The organism is Streptomyces sp. NBC_00554 (assembly GCF_041431135.1).
Lineage (GTDB): Bacteria > Actinomycetota > Actinomycetes > Streptomycetales > Streptomycetaceae > Streptomyces.
Map to the genome: position 1 here is coordinate 2761442 of NZ_CP107799.1, position 23148 is coordinate 2784589.

Consider the following 23148-nt stretch of genomic DNA (forward strand, 5'->3'; position numbering starts at 1 on the left):
TGGTCACGCCCCTGTGAGCTTCGCGAACTTCTCTTCGTAGGCCGTCTCTTCCTTGCTGCTGAGCAAGCGGAAGGCGTGAGACTTGGCGGCCATGGCCTGGTCGGGAATGATCAGCGGGTTGTTCGCCGCGTCCTTGTCGATCTTCTCGAGATAGGGCTTCACTCCGTCGACCGGGCAGACGTAGTTGATGTAGGCGGCGAGCTGGGCGGCCGGCTCGGGCTCGTAGTAGTAGTCCATGAGCCGCTCGGCGTTCGTCTTGTGGCGCGCCTTGTTGGGGATCAGCATGTTGTCGGTCGAGGTGATGTAGCCGCTGTCCGGGATGATGAAGTCGACGTCCGGGCTGTCCGCCTTGAGCTGTACGACGTCACCGGCCCAGGCGATACAGGCCGCGAAGTTGCCGCTGGTGATGTCGGACGTGTAGTCGTTGCCGGTGAAGCGGCGGATCTGGCCCTTGTCGACGGCCTTCTGGAGACGGGCGATCGCCGCGTCGTAGTCGTCGTCCGTGAATTTGGCCGGGTCCTTGCCCATGTCGAGCAGCGTCATGCCGATGCTGTCGCGCATCTCCGTCAGGAAGCCGATGCGCCCCTTGAGCTTGGGGTTGTCGAGCATGTCGGAGACCGACTTCACCTCGATGCCGTCGAGCGCCTTCTTGTTGTAGGCGATGACGGTCGAGATGCCCTGCCAGGGGTAGGAGTAGGCGCGGCCGGGGTCCCAGTCGGGGTTGCGGAACTGCTGCGCCAGATTGGTGTAGGCGTGCGGCAGGTTGGCCGGGTCCAGTTTCTGGACCCACCCGAGGTTGATCAGCCGGCCCGCCAGCCAGTCGGTGAGGACGATGATGTCGCGGCCGGTGTCCTGGCCCGCGGCGAGCTGCGGTTTGATCTTGCCGAAGAACTCGGCGTTGTCGTTGATGTCCTCGGTGTACTTGACCGTGATGCCGGTGCGCTCGGTGAAGGCGTCCAGCGTGGGGTGGTGCTTCTCGCTCTCGTCGACGTCCATGTACTCGGTCCAGTTGGAGAAGTTGATCGTCTTCTCCTTGGCCGAGAGGTCGTCGGCGGAGACGCCGCCCTGGGTCTTGCCGGCCGCGGGGATCCCGCAGGCGCTGAGCGCCCCGAGTCCGCCGATGGTCAGCGCACCGCCCGCCGAGGCGCGCAGCAGCGAACGTCGGCCGATGGAGGCCCTGCCGTTCCTGAGACTGCGCCGCATGGCGGCCAGTTGGACCGGGGACAGGCGTTCGGGCTCGTACTGCTCCATGCTCCTGGTGCCCTTTCGGAAGGATCTCGGCCGTGGTCGCGGCCTGGTCTGCCTCGGCGCTGGCCGAAGTGAATCGGCAGAGCGGCCTCGGGGGAGTGTGGTGCGTTCCCGCGTCGTTCGGTGCGTGCTCTCGGCGTGCCGGGCGAAGGCCCTCGTACTGGATGTACTTGGGTCTTTGCCCGGGGCGGCGAGAGTGCGTGCCGGGCGGCGTGGGAGCGTGCTGCACTCCCCCGAGGCTGCTCAGCTCCGGTCCCCGAAGATCGTGCGGTGCCAGTCCTTCTCGGCAACCCCAGTGTTGTCGAACATGACGTGCTTGATCTGTGTGTACTCCTCGAACGAGTACGCGGACATGTCCTTGCCGAATCCGGAGGCCTTGTAGCCCCCGTGCGGCATCTCGCTGATGATCGGAATGTGGTCGTTGATCCAGACGCAGCCCGCCTTGATCTCGCGGGTCGCGCGGTTCGCCCGGTAGACGTCACGGCTCCAGGCGGAGGCGGCGAGTCCGTACGGCGTGTCGTTGGCCAGCGTGATGCCCTCGTCGTCGGTGTCGAAGGGCAGCACGACGAGTACAGGGCCGAAGATCTCGGACTGCACGATCTCGCTGTCCTGAGCGGCGTCTGCGACCAGGGTGGGCGTGTAGTAGGCGCCGCTCTTGAGGTCCCCCTGCGGGACGGTTCCGCCGGTGACCACGCGCGCGTAGGAGCGCGCCCGGTCGACGAATCCGGCGACGCGGTCCCGCTGAGCGTGCGAGATCAGCGGGCCGAGGTCGGTGTCCGGCGCGAAGGGGTCACCCACGCGGACACTCGCCATGAGGTCGGCCGTTTTGGATACGAACGCTTCGTAGAGAGGCCTTTGCACGTACGCGCGCGTGGCGGCCGTGCAGTCCTGACCGGTGTTGATGAGCGAGCCGGCGACCGCGCCGTTGACCGCGGCGTCGAGATCCGCGTCGTCGAAGACCACGAAGGGCGCCTTGCCGCCCAGCTCCAGGTGGAGCCGCTTGACGGTCGAGGTGGCGATCTCCGCGACCCGCTTGCCGACGGCGGTGGACCCCGTGAAGGAGGTCATGGCCACGTCGGGGTGACCGACGAGGTGCTCACCGGCGTCCTTGCCGGCCCCCGTGATGATGTTGATGACGCCGTCGGGGATCCCGGCCGCCGTGGCCGCCTCGGCGAAGAGGAGGGAGGTGAGCGGGGTGAGCTCGGCGGGCTTCAGGACGATCGTGTTGCCGGCCGCGATCGCCGGGAGGATCTTCCAGGCGGCCATCTGGAGGGGGTAGTTCCAGGGCGCGATGGAACCGACGACACCGATGGGTTCACGGCGTACGTAGGAGGTGTGGTCGCCGGAGTACTCGCCCGCGGACTGGCCCTGCAGGTGGCGGGCCGCGCCCGCGAAGAACGCGGTGTTGTCGATGGTCCCCGGGACGTCGAACTCCCGGGTGAGCTTGAGCGGCTTGCCGCACTGCAGGGACTCGGCACGGGCGAGCTCGTCGGCGCGGTCGGCGAGCACGGCGGCGAAGCGGTGCAGCGCGTCGGAGCGCTCACCGGGGGTGGCGCCGGACCAGCCGGGGAACGCCGCCCGGGCGGCCGCGACAGCCGCGTCCACATCGGCGGTGCCCGCGAGCTCGTACGTGTAGACCTCCTCGCCCGTGGACGGGTCGACGACCGCGAACGTACGGCCGGAGGTGCCCTTGGTCAGTCGGCCCGCGATGTACTGCGCGCCGTCCGCGAAGCGGTCCTGCGCCTGGAAGCGATGGCCCGGATTGTGCATGTCGCTCTCCTCCGCCGCCCTCCCCGTCTGGCGGGGGTCGGCGTAGCTCCAGCTCGATTTGAGTGCCGATCCTGACAGAGCAAAGGGACTCCAACAAGTGATTCCGTTGTTGCCTTTTGGTTACGCGACGGAATCTGTCGACCAGGTGTCGAGTCCTCTTGGAAAAGGCAGGACGGATTGTCAGTGGTGGATGCCAGACTCGCGTGCATGGGGAAGATCAATTCACGGGACGCGCTGGTCAGCCAGGTCCGTTCCGGGGCGAGGGTGAAGTACCTGCACTTCTGGGGACACCGGCCGCGGGCGGACGGTCAGGTGGGTGCGAGCTGCCTGAGCCAGTGGTGGCCGTCGCCGTTCACCGTGGACGGCGTGGTGTATGCGACGGCGGAGCACTGGATGATGGCGCGGAAAGCGCGGCTCTTCGGGGACGCCAAGGCGGAGCGGCTCGCTGTCGAGGCGCGCAACCCCGCGCTCGCCAAGAAGGCGGGGCGGCTCGTGCGCGGCTTCGACGACGCCATATGGGAGCGCGAGCGGTTCGGGATCGTGGTCGAGGGCAGCGTCCACAAGTTCGCCGCGCATCCCGGGCTGCGGGAGTTTCTGCTGGGCACGGGTGAGCGGGTGCTGGTCGAGGCCAGCCCCATGGACCGGGTCTGGGGGATCGGACTCGCGGCGGACGACGAGCGTGCGGGGAATCCCGAGCAGTGGCGGGGGGCGAATCTGCTCGGGTTCGCGCTGATGGAGGCGCGGGGGCGGCTCCGCCAGGCATCCGAGGTGCCTGGCGGAACCCCGGTCCGCTAGCGGAGCTGGTCCGGGTGCTCCACGACGAGTGAGGTGGAGAAGCCGTCGCCGTCGGTGCCCGAGTCGGTTTCGGAACTGGAGTCGTCCACGACGAAGGCGAAGAACACGACCAGTGCGATGGCCAGGACGATGCCGACCGCTCCGCAGATGATCCCGGCCAGCGCCTGGCCCCCGTTCGTCGCCTGGCCCCGGCCCGCCTTGCGGCGGCCGATCACACCGAAGACCACACCGAGGATCCCCATCACGATGGTCAGCGGCCACATGCAGAACAGGGCCGCCGAGGCGATACCGAGAATCAGTGCGGCTATACCCATGCCGTTGCTGGGCGGGAGCGGCATCGCGGGCCAGCCGCCATAGCCGGGGGCGCCCGGGTAGGGGACGTGCTGGGGCCCGTACGCCGGGTAGGCGTACCCGTACGGGGGCTGGCCCGGGCCCCCGGGGGCGATGGGCGGCGGAGGAACGGGCTGTCCGGGGGCGGGCTGGGGGTAGGGGGTGTGGCCGGCGGGGGGTGCGAAGGGGTTGTGGTTGTCCCAGGACGGGGGGTTGGGGACGCCGGTGCCGGGTGTGCCCCCACCGGGGGTCGGCACGCCCGTCGACTGGTCGTGCGCGGGACCGTGCGTGGCGCCGCTCGCACGGGAGGATGCGGTTTCCTCGGGCGAGGCCCAGGGGTCTGGCTGGGGCCGCGGGTCGGCGGCGGGCTTGTCCAACGGGACCTTCGGGGCGGGCGCGGCGTCCTCAGGGGCGGAAACCGGTGCGTGGTTCGGCGGCGGGGTCGGCTCCGACGGCTTGCTCAACGGGACCGACGAGGGGGGAGCGGCGTCCTCAGGGGCGGAACCCGGTGCGTGGTCCGGCGGCGGTGTCGAGTCGGAGCGCGGCGGGGTCGGCTCCGACGGCTTGCTCAGACGGACCGACGAGGCGGGAGCGGCGTCCTCGGGTGCGGAAACCGGTGCGTGGTCCTCAGGGGATACCTCGTCCGACCGTGACGGCGGGGTCTCCTCCCCCTGCGAAGCCCACGCGTTTGCGTCCTGCGGTGCTCTCGGCGTCTGCGCGTCCTCGGACATGCGTAGGGTCCCCCTCTGTCGTACGTTCCGTCATGCTACGGCCCGAGCCTGGGTGGCGTCGGCCGCCCGCCTACGATGATCCCTGAGTCACCGATCAGCCGATCACCCGCGTCCCGCCGACCGCGTTGCAGGGGCGCCGTTCCGGGGAGGAACCCTTGACCGACCACCACACCCCACGCGATGACGCCCGCGATCTGCACGCTTTCATCGCCGGACTTCCCAAGGCCGAACTGCACGTGCACCACGTCGGCTCAGCCTCCCCCCGTATCGTCTCCACGCTGGCCGCCCGCCACCCCGACTCCAAGGTGCCGACCGACCCCGAGGCCCTCGCGGACTACTTCACCTTCACGGACTTCGCCCACTTCATCGAGGTGTATCTGTCCGTCGTCGACCTCATCCGCACCCCGGAGGACGTACGGCTGCTGACGTACGAGGTGGCGCGGGACATGGCCCGGCAGCAGGTCCGTTACGCCGAGCTGACCATCACCCCGTTCTCCTCCACCCGCCGGGGCATCGACGAGCGCGCCTTCATGGACGCCATCGAGGACGCCCGCAAGGCGGCGGAGGCCGAGCTCGGTGTCGTACTGCGCTGGTGCTTCGACATTCCCGGAGAGGCGGGGCTCGAAGCCGCCGAGGAGACGGTACGGCTCGCGACCGACGACCGGCTGCGTCCGGAGGGGCTGGTCTCCTTCGGGCTCGGCGGGCCCGAGATCGGCGTACCGCGACCGCAGTTCAAGCCGTACTTCGACCGCGCGATCGCGGCCGGTCTGCACTCGGTGCCGCACGCGGGCGAGACGACGGGACCGGAGACGGTCTGGGACGCGCTGAACGACCTGCGCGCCGAGCGCATCGGACACGGCACCAGCTCCGTCCAGGATCCGAAGCTGCTCGCGCACCTCGCCGAGCACCGCATCGCCCTGGAGGTCTGCCCGACCTCCAACATCGCCACCCGCGCGGTCCGCACCCTCGACGAGCACCCCATCAAGGAGTTCACCCGGGCCGGGGTCCTGGTGACCATCAACTCCGACGACCCGCCGATGTTCGGCACCGACCTCAACAACGAGTACGCGGTCGCCGCCCGCCTCCTCGACCTCGACGAACTCGGTCTCGCCGCGCTCGCCAAGAACGCCGTCGAGGCGTCGTTCCACGACCCGGCCCGCAAGGCGAAGCTCGCCCAGGAGATCGACACCTACGCCTCGACCTGGCTCGCGCCCTGACCGAACGCCACAATGGGGCCATGCGCACAGTGACTGCCGTGGGCCATCGCGGCGACCCCTACCGCGTCCGCGAGAACACGATCGACTCGCTGCGTTCCGCGTTCCAAATGGGCGCGGACGCGGTCGAGATCGACGTACGGCTCACCCGTGACGGCGTGCCCGTCCTGCTGCACGACGAGACGCTGAAGCGGCTGTGGGAGCAGGACCGGCCGCTCGGCTCGCTCTCCTGCGACGAGGTGCGCGGGCTCACGGGTGGTGGGGTGCCGACGCTCGTGGACGCGCTGGCCTCGGCCGGGGACGGCCGGTTCATGGTCGATCTGCCGGGGGCGCCCGATGGCGCGGCCGTGCGCCGGATCGTCGGTGTCATCCGTGACTGCGGGGCGGAGGAGCGGGTGTACTACTGCGCGGGGGCCTCGGCCATGCTTGCCGTGCGTGCGGCGGACTCCGCTGCGGAGATCGCGATGACCTGGACGACGCTTGCGCCGCCCCGGCCGGCTCTCCTCGACGCGGTGCGGCCCCGGTGGCTCAACTACCGCTTCAGTCTGATCGACCGTGACCTCGCGGCCCGTGTCCACCGCGACGGATACCTGCTGTCCGTCTGGACCCCGGACACCCGCCGCTCCATGCGTCGGCTGCTCGACGTCGGCGTCGACTCGATCACGACGAACCGCATCGATACGTTGTGCGCCCTGCGCAAGGTGTAGGGGACGGTGGGGTTTTTTCGCCCCCTCCGCCCCTACCCATTCCCGTTCACTTGGGGGCTCCGCCCCCAAACCCCCGCTCCTCAAACGCCGGAGGGGCTGAAACTTTCCCCGGCCGGCGCTAGAAGTCTTTACCCCGTCCGGCGTTTGAGGACGAGGCCGTTCAGGCCGAAAGCGGGGGTCTGGGGGCGGCAGCCCCCAGGTACGGGACGGGTAGGGGCGGAGGGGGCGAAAGAAGCCTCCCCTCAGCGCAGGAGTTCAGGGAGTGACCCGTGATATCTGGCGGACCGTTGCCTGGTCGGCTGGGGTCGATCGGGTCAGGTACTGGGGTACCGGAGTCGTGTCGTCGCCGGTGTCGCGGACCAGGCCGTAGCGGATCGCGGCCTGGGCGGGACCGGTGCGGATGTCCTCCGTGACCTTGTCCCAGGTCGAGGTCTGGACGAAGAGGTTGTAGTCGGCGGAGCCTTCGTTCTGGTGGAGGGTGACGGTGCCGTCGAGCCAGAAGTACTCGTTCTGCCACATCTGTTGGGCGCCGGAGGGAAGGACTGCCGGGCCGGCGGACGGTCCGCCCATCCAGGTCGTGCCGTCCACCGAGCCGGACTGAACGTCGTCCATGCGGTGCCCCCCACCCGAGGCGACGTGAAAGAGCCTGCCGTCGAGGCCGGTCCAGGTCGGCATCACCAGGTCGCCCCGGCGTGCCCCGGGCCGTATCTGCCAGCGGACCCGGAAGTACCCCACCCCGCTGAGGGTGACGGTCTCACCGTTGTGGGTCAGCCCGGTGGCGGGAGCGCCCGTCGCCGTGATGCCCTGCTCGGCCCGGCGGGGCAGCGCCCCGGGCGGCGCGGTCGCGGAGGGCGCGCTGTCCACGGCGTCGACGACCGTGCCGTACAGCTCGACGCGGCTCGGAGAGGGAGAAGGGCTCGGCGGCCGGGCCGTGCTCGCCGCCGTCGGAGAGGCGACGGCTCGCGGAGGCGGCCGGTCCGGCGTCTGCGTCACGACGTACGCGCCACCCGCCGCGATGGTCGCGCCCGCTGTGACCGCGACGGCGGGTTTGGTGAGCGCGCTGAGGACCTTGGCGGACCACCCGACGGTCGTGGCGGCGGCCGCCGTCTTGCCACCGCCCAGCGCGAGGGAGAGCGTGAAGGCGACCGGCACCGGGACCAGCGCGATCCCGACGAGCAGCCGCTCGGCGGGTACGACCGACTCGCTCGGACGCCCTGAGCAGTACGCACAGCCCCGGACATGCCGGGCAAGGCGTTTGCGCCACACCGAGTCGGGCCGGCCGTCCCAACGGGTGGTCACCGAACCGAGATCCGGGCAGGCCGAGTCGAGCGCCCGGACGATGCCGCGCGCCGCCTCCAGGCGTTCCTTCATGCGCTGGACGCGGACGGCGGCGTGCTGCCGGCTGATGCCGACCGCCGACGCCAGCTCCCGCCGGGTGAGTTCGCCCGCGACCTCCAGCCACCACAGCGAGAGCAACTGGCGGTCCTCGTCGTCGAGCCAGCGCACCGCCTCCGCGACCTCGCGCCGCTGCCCCTCCAACTGGAGCCGCAGCACGGTGAGTTCGGCGAAGTCGGCGGCCTGCACGCCCGAGCCGTCGGCCGGCGGCTCGGAGGTGCGGCGGCGCGCCCGGTCGCGTATCTGCCGCATCGCGATGGCGACCAGCCAGGACCGGAAGCTGTCCGGGTCGCGCAGCGAGCCGAGGTTGTCGACGGCGCGCAGCATCGTCTCCTGCACGACGTCGTCGACGTCCGCGTGGCCGTTCAGGGCGCGTCCGACGATGTTGTAGACGAGGGGCAGCCAGCCCGCCACCAGTTCGTCGAGGGCGCGCCGGTCACCGGCCTGCGCGGCCGAGATGGTGGAGCGCCACTGCCGCCCGTCCACGTACGACCCTTCTCCGCTTGTTGTCACTTGGCGTAGAGCAGCGTCCCGAAGCCGAGCTGGTCGTAGCCGCCGCTGTTGGGCCCGTACTGACCGCCGCCGCCTTCCGCTCGTACTTTCTCAGCCATGGTGGTGATGAAGGGGACGGAGAGGCGGCGGCGCCGGGCGTAGTGGTAGTGCAGAACGTCCCAGACCGGGCGGAGTTGGTCACGGTCCTGGGCGGCGATCACCGTCTGCTCGTTGTATTTTCCGACGCCCTGGCCGCTGCGCCAGGAGTACTTCGTGAAGGGGACCTCCTGGCCGAGGTTGTACTTGGCGACGTACTGGGCGGCCTTCATGAACCGGTTGTCGTCGTAGCCGTAGAGGTCGTCGCCCTGGGACCAGGCCATCTCACAGAAGGCGCCCATCTGCCCCATGCCCATCATGGTGTGCCCCTGGTCGCGGCCCGACTCCTGCCACTGGGCGAGGCCCTGCGACTCGTACACGAACGGGACGGCGTTCTTGATCGACCCGTTCCCCGCGCCGTTCTTGAAGTAGTCCACCGCCTGGTCGTACTTGGCTCGGTCGTCGCACAGGATGCCGATGGCCAGGATCGAGTTCATGTTGCACAGGTCCCAGTTGGCCCAGTAGTTGGTGATGCAGGCGTCGTTGTGGCCGGTCAGGAACTGGTTGTTGAGGGGGTAGAAGACGTTGAGCAGCATCTTCTGGAAGCGGGAGAGGTCGAACCCGTCGTAGCCGCACATGAGTTCGGCGGCGTTGGCGAACTGGTAGCCGTAGATCCCGGCGGCCAGAAAGCGGTCGGCGTTCCCGGTCACCGTGGTCAGCGTGGCCGACCAGGCGTTGAGGATGTCGCGGGCGGTGTCGCCGTTGGCCTTGGTGCCGGCGATCTTCCAGCGCAGGGCGTTCTGGTAGGCGGCGTGGATGTCGTTGTAGAGGGTCGCGTAATTCTGGCCTGTACCGCCGCGGACGATCGTGGCGCGCGGGTTGGGCCTCCAGGTGCTCTGGGAGTGGTTGTTGGCGGTGAGTCGCTCCCAACCGGCGAGCCAGGGCTGGGACTTCGCCGCCACCCTGACCTTCGCGCGGTTGAGCTCGCCGTAGGCGTGCAGCATGCCCGGGTGGGTGAACACCTTCGCCGTCGTTGTCGGCGCCGCGTCGGCGTTGTCGCTGCCGGACATCACGATCGCCGCGCCGCCGCCGACGGCCGCGGTGGCGGCGAGACCGCCGCCGATGCGCAGGACGCCCCGGCGGGTCAGGCGGTGCTTGTTCTCGCGCTTCGGCTCGTTCGTGTTCTGGCGCTTGTGCGCAGGCATGCGGTGCTCCCGGGCGGAGGGGTGGTCTGACACACAGGAGACGGAGCGACGCCCTCCGCGATAACAGTTTTTCTCTTGGGATCTCTCTTCCGAAACTTTCGACGCCGCTTCCCGCCTAGGGGTAATCCCTGACAACACCCCTACGTAGTACGGGAGTTACTCGGGGTCGATGCCAGGGGCGGGGCCCTTCCTGGTGAGGATCCGTGTGGGCGCGTACGGCCGCAGGATGATCGCAAACACCCCCGCCCACCAGGAGCAGCCCATGCGCACACGCACCGTCACCGCCGTCGCCGCCGCCCTCGTCCTGGGCCTGGCGGCGGGCCCGCTGGCCACCCCCGCCTTAGCGTCCTCACCCGTGGTCGCACCGTCCACCAACGGCCCGGACGCGGCTGCCCTGACCGCCGCACTCGCCGGGCTGCCCGACTCCGACGCGACGGCCGCGCTCGTACGGGTCGGCGGCACCGACGGGAGCTGGCGCGGGAGCGCCGGGGTGCACGATCTCGAAAACGGCCGGGCGGCGGACCCGAACGGACTGTTCCGGGCCGGTTCGACGACGAAGGTGGTCACGGCTGCGGTCGTGCTCCAGCTCGTGGCGGAGGGCGACGTGGACCTCGGCCGGCCCGCCCGGCACTATCTGCCGGACCTGATCCCGGCGGCGTACAAGAAGGTCACCGTGCGCCAACTCCTCAACCACACCAGCGGAATTCCGGTCCCCGACTTCCCGGGCGACACCTTCGAGGAGGTGTACGCACACCGCTTCGACATCCACACGGCCCGCGAGATGGTCGCCTCGGCCACCGCGAAGAAGCCCGAGTTCACGCCGGGCACCGCGCAGCACTACCTCAACATCGGGTACACCGTCCTCGAGGTGCTGATCGAGCGGGTCACCGGGCACTCGTACGAGCAGGAGGCGGCCCGCCGGATCTTCGGCCCGCTGGGGATGCGGAACACGTACCTTCCGGGCACCGACCCGGAGATCAGGGGGCCGCACAATCACGGCTACCAGGCCGTGGAGCGCGCGGACGGGACGACGGAGTTGCGCGATGTCACGGTGTGGGGTGCCACGGACGCCGGGGCGGCGGGGGCCATGATCTCCACGACGGCCGATCTGGAGCGGTTCCTGAAGGCGCTCTTCCGTGGACAGGTGGTGCCGCAGCGGCAGTTGAAGGAGATGTTCACGGTTCCGGCGGGCGTGCCGGACGCCACGATGAGCGCGGGTCTCGAGCGGTATGTCACCTCGGACGGCACGGAGTTGTGGCTGAAGACGGGCGGCCGCTGGGGCTACAACACGTTCATCGGCGCCACCCGCGACCTGTCCCGGACCCTCGTCTACTCCGTCAACTCGACCGATGCGAAGGGCCAGGGCATGAATCCGGTCGCCGAGCGCATCGTACGGGCGACGTTCACGCTGTGACGGCCGCCGCGGCCGGGGGCGCCGGGGTGAGCGCCTCCAGCCGCTTGATCCTCTGCCGTACGACGTACAGCGGGATGATTCCGAACACCCCGAAGGACATGTCGATGACGGTCCACCAGAAGGGGATTGAGCGGATCGGCCCGCAGATCAGCGCGAGGGGGATGATCCCGGCGCAGGCGATCATGCCGAACTCGATGACCCAGATGTTGCGCACGGGATCGCGGTAGGGCCCGTAGAAGGCGACCGCGATGACGAGGTGCGCGAACGCCAGCCAGTCCGTGCCGTACAGCACGAAGGGGTACTCCGCGTCGGTGGCTTCGAGTCCTTGGCGCACCCGTTCGATCCAGTCCATCAGGGCGGGCAGGTGCTCGGGCACGGACAGCGCCCTCAACACGTCCTCGGTCCAGCGCAGTTCGTGCACCAGGGGGAAGGCCGTGGCGCCACTGAGCACCAGGCAGACGACGAAGAGGACCAACCACGCGCGGATGCCCTTCAGAAGGGCGGCTCTGTCGCTCATGGCAGCAGCGTACGCCCCGAGTTGAACACGTTCAAAACTGCCCCCTCGGGTCATGGCTCACCACGCGTCCCAGTGCAGCACCTCCTCACGGGGCACCCGGCGGGCCGGGCGGAAGCCGGTGCCGAGGGTGTACGCGACCGGGATGAGGGCGGCCTGCATGACCTCGCCGTAGGGGATGCCGAGGATGCGGGCGGCCTCCTTCTCGTGGACGAGGTTGCCGGTCGTCCAGCAGGTGCCGAGGCCACGGGCGCGGGCCGCCAGCATGAAGCTCCACACGGCCGGGAGTATCGAGCCCCAGGTGCCGGCCTGGCGGACGACCGGCGCGTCGTCCGTGCGGCCCTCGACGCAGGGGATCACGAGTGCCGGGACCTCGTGGAGGTGCTCGTAGAGATGCGTCGCGCCGGAGAAGACACGGTCCATGACCCCCGGGACGACATTGGCCCGCCGTACGTCGCGGGTCGGGACAGGGTCGGAGACGCCGGGAGTGGCCACACCCGCGCGCCACACCTCGGCGAGCTCGGCCCGCCGCTCCTCGTCCGTGACGATCACGAAATGCCAGCGCTGACGGTTGCGTCCGGTGGGCGCCTGGACGGCCAAGTCCACGCATTCTTCGAGGAGTTGACGAGGCACCGGGCGAGTGAGGTCGAGGCGGTGGCGTACCGCGCGGGTGGTGGAGAGCAGCTCGTCGGAAGAGAGGTCGAGAGTCATGTGTTGACCATCGCGGGCGGCGAGGTGAACCGGCAACGCACCGCTTTCACTGAGTAAAAGCGTGAGGATCAAGGCCGGACGACCGAGACATGACGAACGAAAGGCGGTACGCGGCCATGAGTGAACGTCGTGGGTGAGAGCGTCGCGGGGCGGGTCTTCTCGGTGCTGGACGCGTTCGAGGGCGCACCGGACACCCTGCGGCTGACCGACATCGCCCGCCGCACCGGGCTGCCGCTGCCGACCGCGCTGCGCATGGTCCGCGAACTGGTCGCCTGGGGCGGCCTGGAGCGCGCCACCGACGGCTCGTACCGACTCGGTACGCGCATCCGGGCGCTGGGCGCCGCGGCCCCCTGTCCGCGCGGGCTCCTCGACGCGGCGCTTCCGGCGCTGCGCGCGCTGACGGCCCGTACGGGCGGCCACGCGGACGTCGCTGTCCCGGCGGACGGCACCGCTCTGTGCCTGGTGACCGGCGAACGGCTGCCGCTGCACGCGACGGCGGCGGGAAAGATCCTGCTGGCACACGGGCACGGCCGACCTGCCACTGCCGTACGCCACACCCCGTACACCCTGACCGCACCAGGCGCCCTCGGCGCCCAGCTGACCCGAATCCGCGAGACCGGCCTGGCCGAGGGCCACGAGGAGTACCGGCTCGGTGAACTCTCCCTGGCCGCCCCGGTGTCACGCGCCGGCCTCACGGTCGCCGCCGTCACGGTGACCACCGGAACCGGCACCCCGCGGCTCCGGCTCGCCCCCGCCGTACGCGAGGCAGCGGCCGCCATCGGCCGGGCTCTCGACGCGCCACCGCGTGCGACGGCGCGACCGTAGTCAGCCCTGCGAAGCCGCCCGTGTGGCGTCGCCCGTGCTCGGAACCGTCGACACCTCGGCGGGTTGCAAAGTCGGTGTCGCAGACGCCGCGCTGGGGGCTTGCGTGCTGCTCGGGGAGCGGGAGCTGCCTGTCCGGGAACCTTCGGTGGGGCGGGAGTCGACGGGGTCGGGGGTCGCCGAGGGCGTGGGAACGGTCGAAGGAGCGGTCGTGGCCGGAGGAGCCGGAGGAGAGGGCGTGGCCGGCGGACTGCTCGCGGGCGGCGGAGCGAGCGGCACCGTCGGGGACACCGGCGTCTCCGGTGTCGCCAGGACGATGGGCAGCGTGACGATGGCGGCGACGGCGCACGACAGGCCGACCCCGGCCGCGGCGCGGAGCAGGCGGCGGCGGGCGGCGCCGCGGCGGATCGCCTCGTAGCGGCCGGGGGGTGGGCCGAGGTAGTCGGAGGCGGGCCGCAGGATAACGGCGAGGGGGTCGTCGGGGTCGAAGTCCGGACCCTGGTCAGAGTGTGTGATCAAGGCTTCTCCTCAGATGGGCACGAAGCAGTTCTCGGGCCGCGTGGAGGTCGGCCTTGATGGTTCCTTCCTTGCGCCCGGTCAGCACGGATACCTCCCGGATCGGCATGTCAGCGTAGTAGTGCAGCAGGATCGGGACGCGCAGTCGTTCCGGCAGGGACTGCACTAGCAGGCGTACCGACGGATCGGCCTGTTCGGTCTCCGGGTGGACGGCGGCTTCGACCGTCGCACGGTGCATGGCTTTTCGTTCGCGCTCGATCTTGCGCCAGTGGTCCCGGACGAGGTTGGCCGCGGTGACGTAGAGGAAACCGCGGGGCTCCTCCACCGACGTCCAGCGGGCCCAGAGCCGGGTGAACGCCTCGGAGGCGATCTCGTGGGCCGTCTCGTCGTCGTCGACCAGTCGACGGCACCAGCCGGCGAGGCGCGGGTAGAGGGCGGCGAACAGCTCGGACGCTGCCCTCTCGCGGGACCGTTTCAACGTTCTCCATGGTCGTGGTGGCACCCGTACGGCACCGTGGGGAAGGATCCCAGGCCGTCGGCGTACGTTCCATCGGCCCAGGATCCCGGTGTCGGATTGGGGGGTTACGTGTGGCGGGTCAGGGAGCGGCCTCGCTCAGCGCGGCGAAGACGATCACGTTGTCGGGGTAGCCGTCGTCGGTGAGAGTCCCGCCGCAGGTGACGAGCCGCAGCTCCGGGCGGCCCACGTCCCCGTAGACGTCGTCCGTCGGGAAGTCCGCCTTGGCGACCGTCCGTACGGAGGTGACGCCGAACACCGCCTCCGTGCCGTTCTCCAGGCGCGCCACGATCCTGTCGCCCCGATGCAGCCCCGCGAGGTGACGGAAGACCCCGTCCCCGTAGGCGCCGACCGTGACATGGCCGAGGATCACCGACGGGCCGGTCTGCCCCGGCGTCGGCGAGTGCCGGTACCAGCCCGCCTGGTCGTGCGCAGTGATCGGGGGGACCTGCACGGTGCCGTCCGAGGCCAGGCCCAGCCGCATGACCGGGGTGTCGACCTCGATGGCCGGGATCTGCAGCCTGACCGGGGTCGACCGCGCGAGAGCGTGCGTCTCCTTCGCGGAGGGCCCCGAGGACGGTGGCGTGCTCGTGCCGGGGGATGCGGTCGAGGGCTGTCCCCCGGCCTGCCCGCCGCCACCGCCGCCACCGCCGCCACCGCAGCTCACGAGCAGCGAGGCCACCGCCGCGGTGGTGAAGGCGCGCCTGGAGAGCGAGGTCATGCCCCGGTCGCCTGCCGGCGCCGTACGACATAGAACGCCACGCCGCCCGCGGCGAACACCGCGGCCGCTCCCCCGCCGATCAGCGCACCGTCGGTTCCGGACTGCGCCGAGGCCGGCGCCACACCGGTGTCGGGCGCACCCTCCGGTACCCGGGAGACCTCGCCCGGGGCGGGCGCCGTGGTCGGTTCGGCGCTCGGAGCCCTGGTCGGCTCCGCGCTCGGAGCCTGGGACGGGGACGCGCTCTCGGACACGCGGGTGGGAACCGGGCTCGGAGACGCACCGTCGGCGAACGCGGGCATCGCGCTCGCCAGCACGGCGGTGCACCCGAGTGCCAGGGCGCTGAGGACAGTTCGGCGCATGAATCGCTCTCTTTCGTCGGTCCGCCCGCGCTCTTGCCCGGCGGGCTGGGTTACGGATCGGGAGGAGAGACGATGCAGCGGCGGATCACGTTGTAAAGAGATGGCAAAGCCGGGCGGACGAGAAGCGGTCAGCTCGTGGCGGCGGTGAGGTCGTACACCGTTGTCGAGCCAACGGTCTGCGGAGTGAAGGTCGTTGTCACCCAGGAGGAGATCTGTGATCCGGTGGTGTCGGCGCCGTCGCGCGCGAAGCCGCCCTCCTGGTCGCCCTGGGTCACGAAGTAGTGGATCTTCCCGTCGGCGACGTACTGCTTGAACCGGGCCAGTGTCGGTGCCGGGTCTCCACCGCTGAAGCCGCCGATGGGCATGACCGGTTCGCCGGTGGCGAGTTGCAGCCAGGTCTGGTTGTCGGAGGCGACGGTCGCGGCGACCCAGGTGTAGGCCTCGGCGTCCTTGACCAGCAGGGCTCGCAGCTGGGGTGTGACCGCGTCGGTGCTTCCGAGCTTGCTGTTGCCGCCCTTCGTCGTACCGGCCTGTGCGGCGTCCTGTGCGGAGGGAGCGGACGCGGCGCCGGTCCCGGCCTGCCGGCCGTTCTGGGTTCCTCCGGTGGGCCCGCCGTGTCCCTGTGCGTCGGACACCGAGGCGGGGCCGGCGAGAGGGGTCTGACCGGTGTGTGCGGTGGTGACCGTGGCCCACGTGTAGGAGGCGGGTCCGGCCAGTACGGCTGCCAGTGCGAGCGCCGTCGCGCCGAGAGCCAGGCGCCGCGGAAGGAGCCGCGCGAGCGACATCCCCGCTGCCGCCAGCACTCCTACGACGAGCACCGGCCAGCGCAGTTGGGAGGACCAGCCGTCCGCCCGTCCGAGCAGAACGAACGCCCACACCGCCGTCACCGCGACCGTCACCGCCAAGGCCGCCGCCGCGGCGCGGCCCCGAAGACGCCGGAGGAGGACCGTGCCCATGGCGACAAGGGCGGCGATGTAGGGAGCCAGCGCGATGGTGTAGTACTCGTGGAAGGTCCCGGACATGAAGCTGAAGATCACCGCGGTGCATGCCAAGGCGCCGCCCCAGGCCAGGAAAGCCGCACGGTGCAGGTCGGTCCTGGCGGCCCTGCGGGTGACGACCAGCGCGGCCACCAGAAGGATCAGTGCCGCGGGCAGCAGCCAGGAGATCTGGCTGCCCAGCGCACTGTCGAACATGCGGGTGATACCGCCGGCCTCGCCTCCGTTGCCGACACCTCCCCCTCCGCTCCCGCCGGGGATGCTGCCCGACGTGGAGCCGCCTCCACCACCTTTGTTGCCCTCGTCGCCGGTGATGCGCCCCAGCCCGTTGTAGCCGAGGGTCAGGTCGAGGAAGCTGTTGTCGGTGGAACCGCCCACGTACGGGCGGGAGTCGGCGGGCCACAGTTCGACGAGGGCCACCCACCATCCGCTGCTGACCACGATCGCGGCTCCGGCCAGCAGGACATGGCCGATCCGCCTGGTCAGCGGAAGTGCCGCGCAGACCAGGTAGACCAGCGTCAGAGCCGGCAGGATCAGCCACGCCTGCAGGGTCTTGACCAGGAAGCCGAACCCGAAGCAGACCCCGGTGAGCACCATCCAGCGGACGGCCCGGTGCCCCTCCAGAGCGCGCTGGAAGCAGTACAGCGCGCACACCATGAGCAGGGTCAGCAGCGCGTCGGGATTGTTGAAGCGGAACATCAGAGCCGCGACCGGAGTCAGGGCCAGCAGCGCGCCGGCCAGCAGTCCGGCGGCCGGTCCGTACAGTCGCCGCACGGCCGCGTACAGCACGCCGACGGTGGCGACACCCATCAGCGCCTCGGGGGCGAGGATCTGCCAGGACCCGAGTCCGAAGAGGCGCACGGAGACGTCCATGGGCCACAGCGCGACCGGTGGCTTGTCGACGGTGATGGAGTTCCCCGCGTCCGATGCCCCGAAGAAGGCGGCCTTCCAGCTCTCGCCGCCCGCTTGAGCGGCCGCCGCGTAGAACTCGTTCGCGTAGCCCGATGCGCCCAGATTCCAGAAGAAGGCCACCGCCGCGATGGTCAACAGCGCCCAGAAGGCGGGCCGTTCCCATGCGGGACCGGCCGCGCGGTCGGCCTCCCCGGCCGTCTGAGGTGGCAACGGTCCCTCAAGGACAGAGGGGTTGAGCGTGGTCATGTCTCTCCTAGTGGATGATCGCGCAAGGGCTGTGGCCGAGGCCTGGGGAAGACCGCTGTCACCCTGCACGGGGGACCTCTCAGCCCGCTCTCAGCGCTCGGACCGGGGCGCGTTGCCCGGGCACGCCCTTCCAAAGCCGTGGAGTACTGCTGACCAGTAGGGAGAGCGCGTCTCCGGCGGCTCCGCGCCTCACGCCCCGGGCATCTACATCTCAGCTGAATCTCACAATCGGGCGGTGTGATGTCACGGTGACCCCAAACCCTGCCGACCCCGCCGCCACGGCGCCGCCGCTGGTCCGCCCCGACGGCACCCGTGTCCGGGTGCTCGTGGTCGACGACGAGCCGGACCTCATCGAGGTGCTGTGCGGCGCGCTGGCCTACGAGGGCTACGACGCACGCTCCGCCGCGGACCGGGCGTCGGCGGTGCGGGCCACGGCCGAGTTCCGGCCGGACGCGGTGATCCTCGACGTGATGCTCCCGGACGCCGACGGATTCACGGTGCTGCGCGAGATCCGTGCCGAACTCCCCCTGGTCTGCGTGCTGTTCCTCACCGCGCGGGACGCGGTCGAGGACCGGGTCGCCGGGATCCGAGCGGGCGGCGACGACTACGTCACCAAGCCGTTCAGCCTGGACGAGGTCACCGCCCGGCTGCACGGCCTGCTGCGGCGGGCGGGAATGACCCGCCGGAGTGAGGGAGAGAACGCGCTGACCGTCGGCGGTCTGGTACTCGACGAGGACGCCCACGAGGTCACCCGGGACGGTGAGGTCATCGCCCTGTCCCCCACCGAGTACGCGCTGCTGCGGCTGCTGATGCACCATCCACGCCAGGTGCTCAGCAAGACGCTGATCCTCGAGCGGATCTGGTCCTACGACTACGGCCACCACGCACACGTCGTCGAGCTGTACATCTCGTATCTGCGCAAGAAGGTGGACGCCGGCCGGCCACCCATGATCCATACCGTGCGCGGCGTCGGCTACGTCCTCAAACCCACCACCTCATGAACCCGGCGAAGCGCTCCCGGCTGGACCGGCTGCGCCCCCGCACCCTGCGCGCCAAGCTCACCTGGGGCCTGGTCGCCCTGCTCGCACTGAGCTGCGCCACCGTCGGTCTGACGAGCGTGTTCGCCCTGCGCAGTTACCTCACCAGCCAGATAGACCATCAACTCGCCGACTCCGGCTGCCTCTTCCCCTCCTCGCTGCAGCAACCCGCGGACACCGAGCAGGAGACGGTCGCGGACGACGAGCACGGAGACACGGAGACCGACAGTCGCGCCGACACACGTGGGCAGGCGATCGGCACCTTCGGCGCACGACTGACCGACGCGAAGATCAGTGAGGCCGCCGTCGTCCAGACCGACCGGCGCACCGCCGTCACCCTCGACGCCGCCGACGAAGCGACTCTCAACGCCGTCCCGACCGACGGAAGCGCGCACACCGTCACCTTCTCGGCCCTCGGCGACTACCGCGTCTACGCCTGCGTGGGAAAGGACGACGACATCCTGGTCAGCGGCCTGCCGTTGGCGCCGCTCCAGGAGACGGTGCATCGCCTGACCATCGTCTCCGCCGTGGTCTTCGGCGGAGCGTTGGTGATCACCGGATTCACCGGTGCCCTGTGGGTACGCCGCTCACTGCGCCCTCTTCGCCGGGTGACGGACACCGCGGCTGCCGTCGCCACCCTGAACCTGGACAGCGGCGCGGTCACCCTGCCGGGTCCGACAGCCGCAGGCGACCCGCACAGCGAGGCCGGCCAGGTGGCCGCTGCCCTCGACCGCATGCTCGGCCATGTCCAGGAGGCCCTGGCCAAGCGCCACACCAGTGAGGAGCGGCTGCGCAGTTTCGCCGCCGACGCCAGCCACGAACTGCGCACTCCGGTCGCTTCGATCCGCGGCCACGCCGAACTCGCCCTGCGCCACCCCGGCCCGGTCCCCGACAAGGTCGAGCGGGCCCTCGACCGCGTGGCCGCCGAAGCGGCACGTATGACTGCCATGGTCGACGACCTGCTGCTGCTCGCCCGCCTCGACGCCGGTCGCCCCCTGCAGCGTGAACCGGTCGACGTGACCCGCCTGGTCATCGACTGCACGGACGACGCCCGAGCGGCGAGCCCCGGCCACAGCTGGGCCCTGGACCTGCCCGAGACGCCGGTCACCGTCACCGGAGACTCCCACCGCCTGGCGCAGGTACTGACGAATCTGCTGGCCAACGCCCGCCTGCACACCCCCGTCGGCACCCTGGTGACGGTCCGCCTGGCGCAACGCGGGCCGGGCCGGTGCCTCTTGTCCGTCACGGACGACGGCCCCGGAGTTCCACCCGAGCTCCGGCAGACGCTCTTCGAGCGCTTCACCCGCGCCGACCGCCGTCACCCCGGGACCGGGACCGGCACTGGGACCGGCGGTGCCGGAGCCGGTCTCGGCCTGTCCATCGCGGCAGCGGTCGTGGCGGCCCACGAGGGCACTCTGACCTTCGAGAGCACACCGGGTTCGACGGTGTTCACCGTGCTGCTGCCTGAGATTCCCCTTTAAAACCGGCCGGAGAACCGGTATCCGCCCTGACCTGAGAGGGAACTGAGAGGTCCGCTCGGGAAGGTGAGCCCAGACCACCGTCAGCAAGGAGCCCCATGAGCAGCCTTCAAGGCGGCCACCACCGCACCGCTCCTCAGCAAGACCTGCGTGCCCGGCATGTCCACGTGGAGCACGTCATGGGCACCGTGGTCTCCATCGACCTGCGCAACTGCGCCAGGAAGGAGGCCGTATCGGCTACGCGCAGCGTGGTGCGCTGGCTGCATGAAGTCGACGCCCTCTTCAGCACCTACCGGCCGGACAGTGCCATCTCCCGGATCGTCCGCGGCGAGTTGACGCCCGGTCACGCGAGCGCCGAGGTGGCGTGGGTGCTCGAGAGATGCGAGGAACTCCGCCTGGACACAGCCGGGTACTTCGACGCATGGGCGACCGGGTCCCTGGATCCGTCCGCCCTGGTGAAGGGCTGGTCGGTGCAGCGGGCCGCGGACGCGTTGGAGGCCCGAGACCTCACCGACTTCTGTCTGACGGCCGGCGGCGACGTCGTGAGCCGGGGCAGCCGGCAGGACGGTCTGCCCTGGCGGATCGGGATCCAGCACCCCGGCGACCGCCGCGCCCTGGCCGGGGTGGTGCACGCGGGGAGCCTCGCGGTGGCGACCTCGGGCACGTACGAGCGCGGCCAGCACATCGTCGACCCGCACACCCGCAGTCATCCCACCGGGCTGTTGTCCGTCACCGTCTGCGGCCCCGACCTGGGCACCGCGGACGCGTACGCGACCGCCGCCTTCGCGATGGGACGCAAGGCCGCCGACTGGACGCTGACCCTCGACGGATACGAGGCCATGACGGTCCTGGACGACGAACGCGTGCTTCTCACTCCGGGCTTCCCCCTGGCCGATCGTGCGGAGGAGCCACGATGACCGCGCCCCACCTCTCCCAGCAGCCCCCTCCCAAGCCTCCCGTCCGCCCGCGCGACTGGCCCCCGCCCTCCGTTCCTCCGTCGTCGCGGCGCACCGGGCGGGTACGCCGCAGGCTGCCCGCCCGGCGCCGCCCGCTCGTCGTGGACGCGCTGGCCGCGGCCACCGGTCTCGGCCTCGGCATCTCACTCGCGCTGGGCGTCGGCGCCCAGACCGTCAGCGCGCTGCACGCTCCGGGCGGTGTCGCCACCGCACTCGGCCGCGTCACCGGGATGCTCAGCGGATACGCGATGGTCATCACGGTGCTGCTCTCGGCACGCATCCCTCCGCTGGAACGCGCCCTGGGCCAGGACCGGTTGATCGTCTGGCACCGGCGCATCGCTCCCTGGGGTCTGTACCTGCTCCTTGCCCACGCCGTGCTGATCACCGTCGGATACGCGCGCGCCGCGAAGACGGGGATCCTGGCGGAGATCGGCCAACTGCTGTGGACCTACTCGGGCATCCTGTCGGCGACCGTCGGCAGCGCCCTGCTGCTGGCCGCCGGGGTCACCTCCTACCGGCGGGCACGGAGCCGGATGAAGTACGAGACCTGGTGGGCCGTCCACCTCTACACGTACCTGGGTCTGGGCCTCTCGTTCGTCCACCAGGTCGACACCGGTGCACCGTTCGTGGGGCACTCCCTGGCCACCGCCTGGTGGACCTCGTTGTGGGTGGGTGCTCTGACCGTCGTGCTCGTCTTCCGGGTGGGGCTCCCGCTGTGGCGATCGGTCCGGCACGACCTGCGCGTCGCCAAGGTGTCCTCCGCGGGGCCGGACACCTGGTCCATCGTGCTCAGCGGGCGGCATCTGGAGCGGCTGCCCACGGCCGGCGGACAGTTCATGATGTGGCGCTTCCTGCGCCGTGAGCTGTGGTGGCAGGCTCACCCCTACTCGCTGTCGGCCGCCCCCGAGGCGGGTCATCTCCGCATCACGGTCAAGGAGTTGGGCGACCACAGCACCGCCCTGTCCCGGCTCGCCCCGGGCACCAGGGTGGCGTTCGAGGGCCCCTACGGCGTTTTCACCGCTGACGCGAGGCAGTCCCGAAACGTCCTGCTCGTCGGCGCGGGTGTGGGTACGACTCCCATCCGCGCCCTCCTCGACGACCTGCCCCGGGACACCCACGTCGTCGTCCTGCTGCGCGGCAGGCGCTCCGAAGACATCGCCCACCTGGACGAGTTCGAGCGTCTGGTGGGCAAACGCCGGGGCCGGCTGCACGCGTTGACCGGACCGCGGGAGACCGTCCGGCTGGACGCACCGTCCCTGCACACCCTCGTCCCCGACATCGCGGGCCGGGACGTCTTCGTCTGCGGCCCCGACGAGTTCACCCGTACGGTCATCGCCGCCGCCCGCGACGCCGGGGTGCCCGCCCGCCACATCCACCACGAGGACTTCGCGTTCTGACCCGGTGACAGACCGGGGCCCCTCGACCACCCCTGGAGAACCCCATGCGACGCGCCCCGATCATTCTGGTCACGACCGTCATCGGCACCACAGGCGTGCTGATGTTCGAGCCCCGCGAGGTCACCCCGACCGTCGCGTCATCCTCTTCGTCGACGGCGAGTCAGGACGCGACCGTCTCGAAGAGCGGCTCCACCACCACCGCCACCGGCGCCGCCATCAGCACCCAGTTCGGCAACACCCAGGTTCGGGTCACCATCGAGGCCGGGAAGATCACGGACGTCGAGCCGCTCCAGATCCCCGGCAATGAACCGCAGTCCGTGCAGATCAGCAACGGCGCCGTGCCGACCCTGCGGGAGAGCGCACTGACCAAGCAGAGCGCCGCGATCGACTCGGTCAGCGGCGCGACCATCACCAGCCAGAGCTACGCCGCCTCCCTCCAATCCGCCCTCGACAAGGCCGGTTTCACAGCCGCCGACGGCTCCACCGCACCGACCACCGCGCCCACCGAATCCGAGGAGCACGGGCACGGCGGCGGATTCGGAGGTGGCGGCGGATTCGAATGAGACCCTCGCG

Annotated in this window: 22 protein-coding genes; 10 read left to right on the forward strand and 12 right to left on the reverse strand. The window is 70.5% G+C overall.

Annotated features, from left to right (window positions below):
• Window positions 1-3: 3 nt before the first annotated feature.
• Window positions 4-1251, reverse strand: a complete 1248-nt coding sequence (locus OG266_RS11890; protein ID WP_266474525.1) for a PotD/PotF family extracellular solute-binding protein — start codon at window positions 1249-1251, stop codon at window positions 4-6.
• A gap of 240 nt (window positions 1252-1491) precedes the next feature.
• Entirely contained in the window at window positions 1492-3018 is a 1527-nt protein-coding gene (locus tag OG266_RS11895; protein ID WP_371545354.1) for a gamma-aminobutyraldehyde dehydrogenase, read from the reverse strand.
• Between the two features lie 207 nt (window positions 3019-3225).
• On the opposite strand from OG266_RS11895, the gene OG266_RS11900 reads away from it, so the two are divergent.
• Complete coding sequence (locus tag OG266_RS11900; protein WP_371545356.1) at window positions 3226-3813, forward strand: NADAR family protein; 588 nt, start codon at window positions 3226-3228, stop codon at window positions 3811-3813.
• On the opposite strand, the gene OG266_RS11905 is transcribed toward OG266_RS11900, so the two are convergent.
• Complete coding sequence (locus tag OG266_RS11905; protein WP_371545359.1) at window positions 3810-4874, reverse strand: DUF4190 domain-containing protein; 1065 nt, start codon at window positions 4872-4874, stop codon at window positions 3810-3812. The genes OG266_RS11900 and OG266_RS11905 overlap by 4 nt on opposite strands.
• A gap of 125 nt (window positions 4875-4999) precedes the next feature.
• On the opposite strand from OG266_RS11905, the gene OG266_RS11910 reads away from it, so the two are divergent.
• Window positions 5000-6091, forward strand: coding sequence for an adenosine deaminase (locus OG266_RS11910; protein ID WP_371545362.1), 1092 nt, complete (start codon window positions 5000-5002; stop codon window positions 6089-6091).
• Between the two features lie 20 nt (window positions 6092-6111).
• Entirely contained in the window at window positions 6112-6795 is a 684-nt protein-coding gene (locus OG266_RS11915; protein ID WP_371545365.1) for a glycerophosphodiester phosphodiesterase, read from the forward strand.
• Between the two features lie 255 nt (window positions 6796-7050).
• On the opposite strand, the gene OG266_RS11920 is transcribed toward OG266_RS11915, so the two are convergent.
• A complete protein-coding gene (locus tag OG266_RS11920; protein ID WP_371545368.1) occupies window positions 7051-8703 on the reverse strand; it encodes an RNA polymerase sigma factor in 1653 nt (550 codons plus the stop codon).
• Window positions 8700-9983, reverse strand: coding sequence for an alginate lyase family protein (locus OG266_RS11925; RefSeq protein ID WP_371545371.1), 1284 nt, complete (start codon window positions 9981-9983; stop codon window positions 8700-8702). The genes OG266_RS11920 and OG266_RS11925 overlap by 4 nt, the downstream gene beginning before the upstream one ends.
• Before the next feature lie 262 nt (window positions 9984-10245).
• Here OG266_RS11925 and OG266_RS11930 point away from each other — a divergent pair, with 262 nt between their 5' ends.
• On the forward strand, window positions 10246-11397 hold the full coding sequence (locus OG266_RS11930; RefSeq protein WP_371545374.1) for a serine hydrolase domain-containing protein: 1152 nt from the start codon (window positions 10246-10248) through the stop codon (window positions 11395-11397).
• Here the strand turns inward: OG266_RS11930 and OG266_RS11935 are convergent.
• Together OG266_RS11935 and OG266_RS11940 are read right to left on the reverse strand one after the other, a co-directional pair.
• Window positions 11387-11914, reverse strand: a complete 528-nt coding sequence (locus OG266_RS11935) for a hypothetical protein (RefSeq protein WP_371545378.1) — start codon at window positions 11912-11914, stop codon at window positions 11387-11389. The genes OG266_RS11930 and OG266_RS11935 overlap by 11 nt on opposite strands.
• 57 nt (window positions 11915-11971) lie before the next feature.
• Complete coding sequence (locus OG266_RS11940; RefSeq protein ID WP_266474535.1) at window positions 11972-12622, reverse strand: nitroreductase family protein; 651 nt, start codon at window positions 12620-12622, stop codon at window positions 11972-11974.
• A 129-nt stretch (window positions 12623-12751) separates the two neighbouring features.
• Here OG266_RS11940 and OG266_RS11945 point away from each other — a divergent pair, with 129 nt between their 5' ends.
• Window positions 12752-13447, forward strand: a complete 696-nt coding sequence (locus tag OG266_RS11945; protein ID WP_371545381.1) for an IclR family transcriptional regulator — start codon at window positions 12752-12754, stop codon at window positions 13445-13447.
• Here the strand turns inward: OG266_RS11945 and OG266_RS11950 are convergent, their stop codons facing one another.
• From OG266_RS11950 to OG266_RS11970, 5 genes are all read right to left on the reverse strand, one after another.
• Window positions 13448-13963 (reverse strand): hypothetical protein, encoded by a 516-nt coding sequence (locus OG266_RS11950; protein WP_371545384.1) that lies wholly within the window; start codon window positions 13961-13963, stop codon window positions 13448-13450.
• Window positions 13947-14438 (reverse strand): RNA polymerase sigma factor, encoded by a 492-nt coding sequence (locus OG266_RS11955; RefSeq protein ID WP_371545386.1) that lies wholly within the window; start codon window positions 14436-14438, stop codon window positions 13947-13949. The genes OG266_RS11950 and OG266_RS11955 overlap by 17 nt, the downstream gene beginning before the upstream one ends.
• A 118-nt stretch (window positions 14439-14556) precedes the next feature.
• Window positions 14557-15195, reverse strand: coding sequence for a class F sortase (locus OG266_RS11960; RefSeq protein WP_371545389.1), 639 nt, complete (start codon window positions 15193-15195; stop codon window positions 14557-14559).
• Complete coding sequence (locus tag OG266_RS11965; RefSeq protein ID WP_371545391.1) at window positions 15192-15554, reverse strand: sortase-dependent protein; 363 nt, start codon at window positions 15552-15554, stop codon at window positions 15192-15194. Before OG266_RS11965 ends, OG266_RS11960 begins: the two co-directional genes overlap by 4 nt.
• 128 nt (window positions 15555-15682) lie before the next feature.
• Entirely contained in the window at window positions 15683-17707 is a 2025-nt protein-coding gene (locus tag OG266_RS11970) for an ArnT family glycosyltransferase (RefSeq protein ID WP_371545394.1), read from the reverse strand.
• Window positions 17708-17955: 248 nt separating this feature from the next.
• Here OG266_RS11970 and OG266_RS11975 point away from each other — a divergent pair, with 248 nt between their 5' ends.
• The 5 genes from OG266_RS11975 to OG266_RS11995 all read left to right on the forward strand — a co-directional run bounded on the left by OG266_RS11975 (window position 17956) and on the right by OG266_RS11995 (window position 23138).
• Window positions 17956-18708 (forward strand): response regulator transcription factor, encoded by a 753-nt coding sequence (locus OG266_RS11975; RefSeq protein WP_371545397.1) that lies wholly within the window; start codon window positions 17956-17958, stop codon window positions 18706-18708.
• Complete coding sequence (locus OG266_RS11980; protein ID WP_371545400.1) at window positions 18705-20225, forward strand: sensor histidine kinase; 1521 nt, start codon at window positions 18705-18707, stop codon at window positions 20223-20225. The genes OG266_RS11975 and OG266_RS11980 overlap by 4 nt, the downstream gene beginning before the upstream one ends.
• Window positions 20226-20320: 95 nt before the next feature.
• On the forward strand, window positions 20321-21139 hold the full coding sequence (locus OG266_RS11985) for an FAD:protein FMN transferase (RefSeq protein ID WP_371545403.1): 819 nt from the start codon (window positions 20321-20323) through the stop codon (window positions 21137-21139).
• Entirely contained in the window at window positions 21136-22575 is a 1440-nt protein-coding gene (locus OG266_RS11990) for a ferric reductase-like transmembrane domain-containing protein (RefSeq protein WP_371545406.1), read from the forward strand. Before OG266_RS11985 ends, OG266_RS11990 begins: the two co-directional genes overlap by 4 nt.
• Window positions 22576-22619: 44 nt before the next feature.
• Window positions 22620-23138: an FMN-binding protein gene (locus tag OG266_RS11995; RefSeq protein ID WP_266474551.1), complete on the forward strand. Its 519-nt coding sequence runs from the start codon at window positions 22620-22622 to the stop codon at window positions 23136-23138.
• Window positions 23139-23148 lie beyond the last annotated feature (10 nt).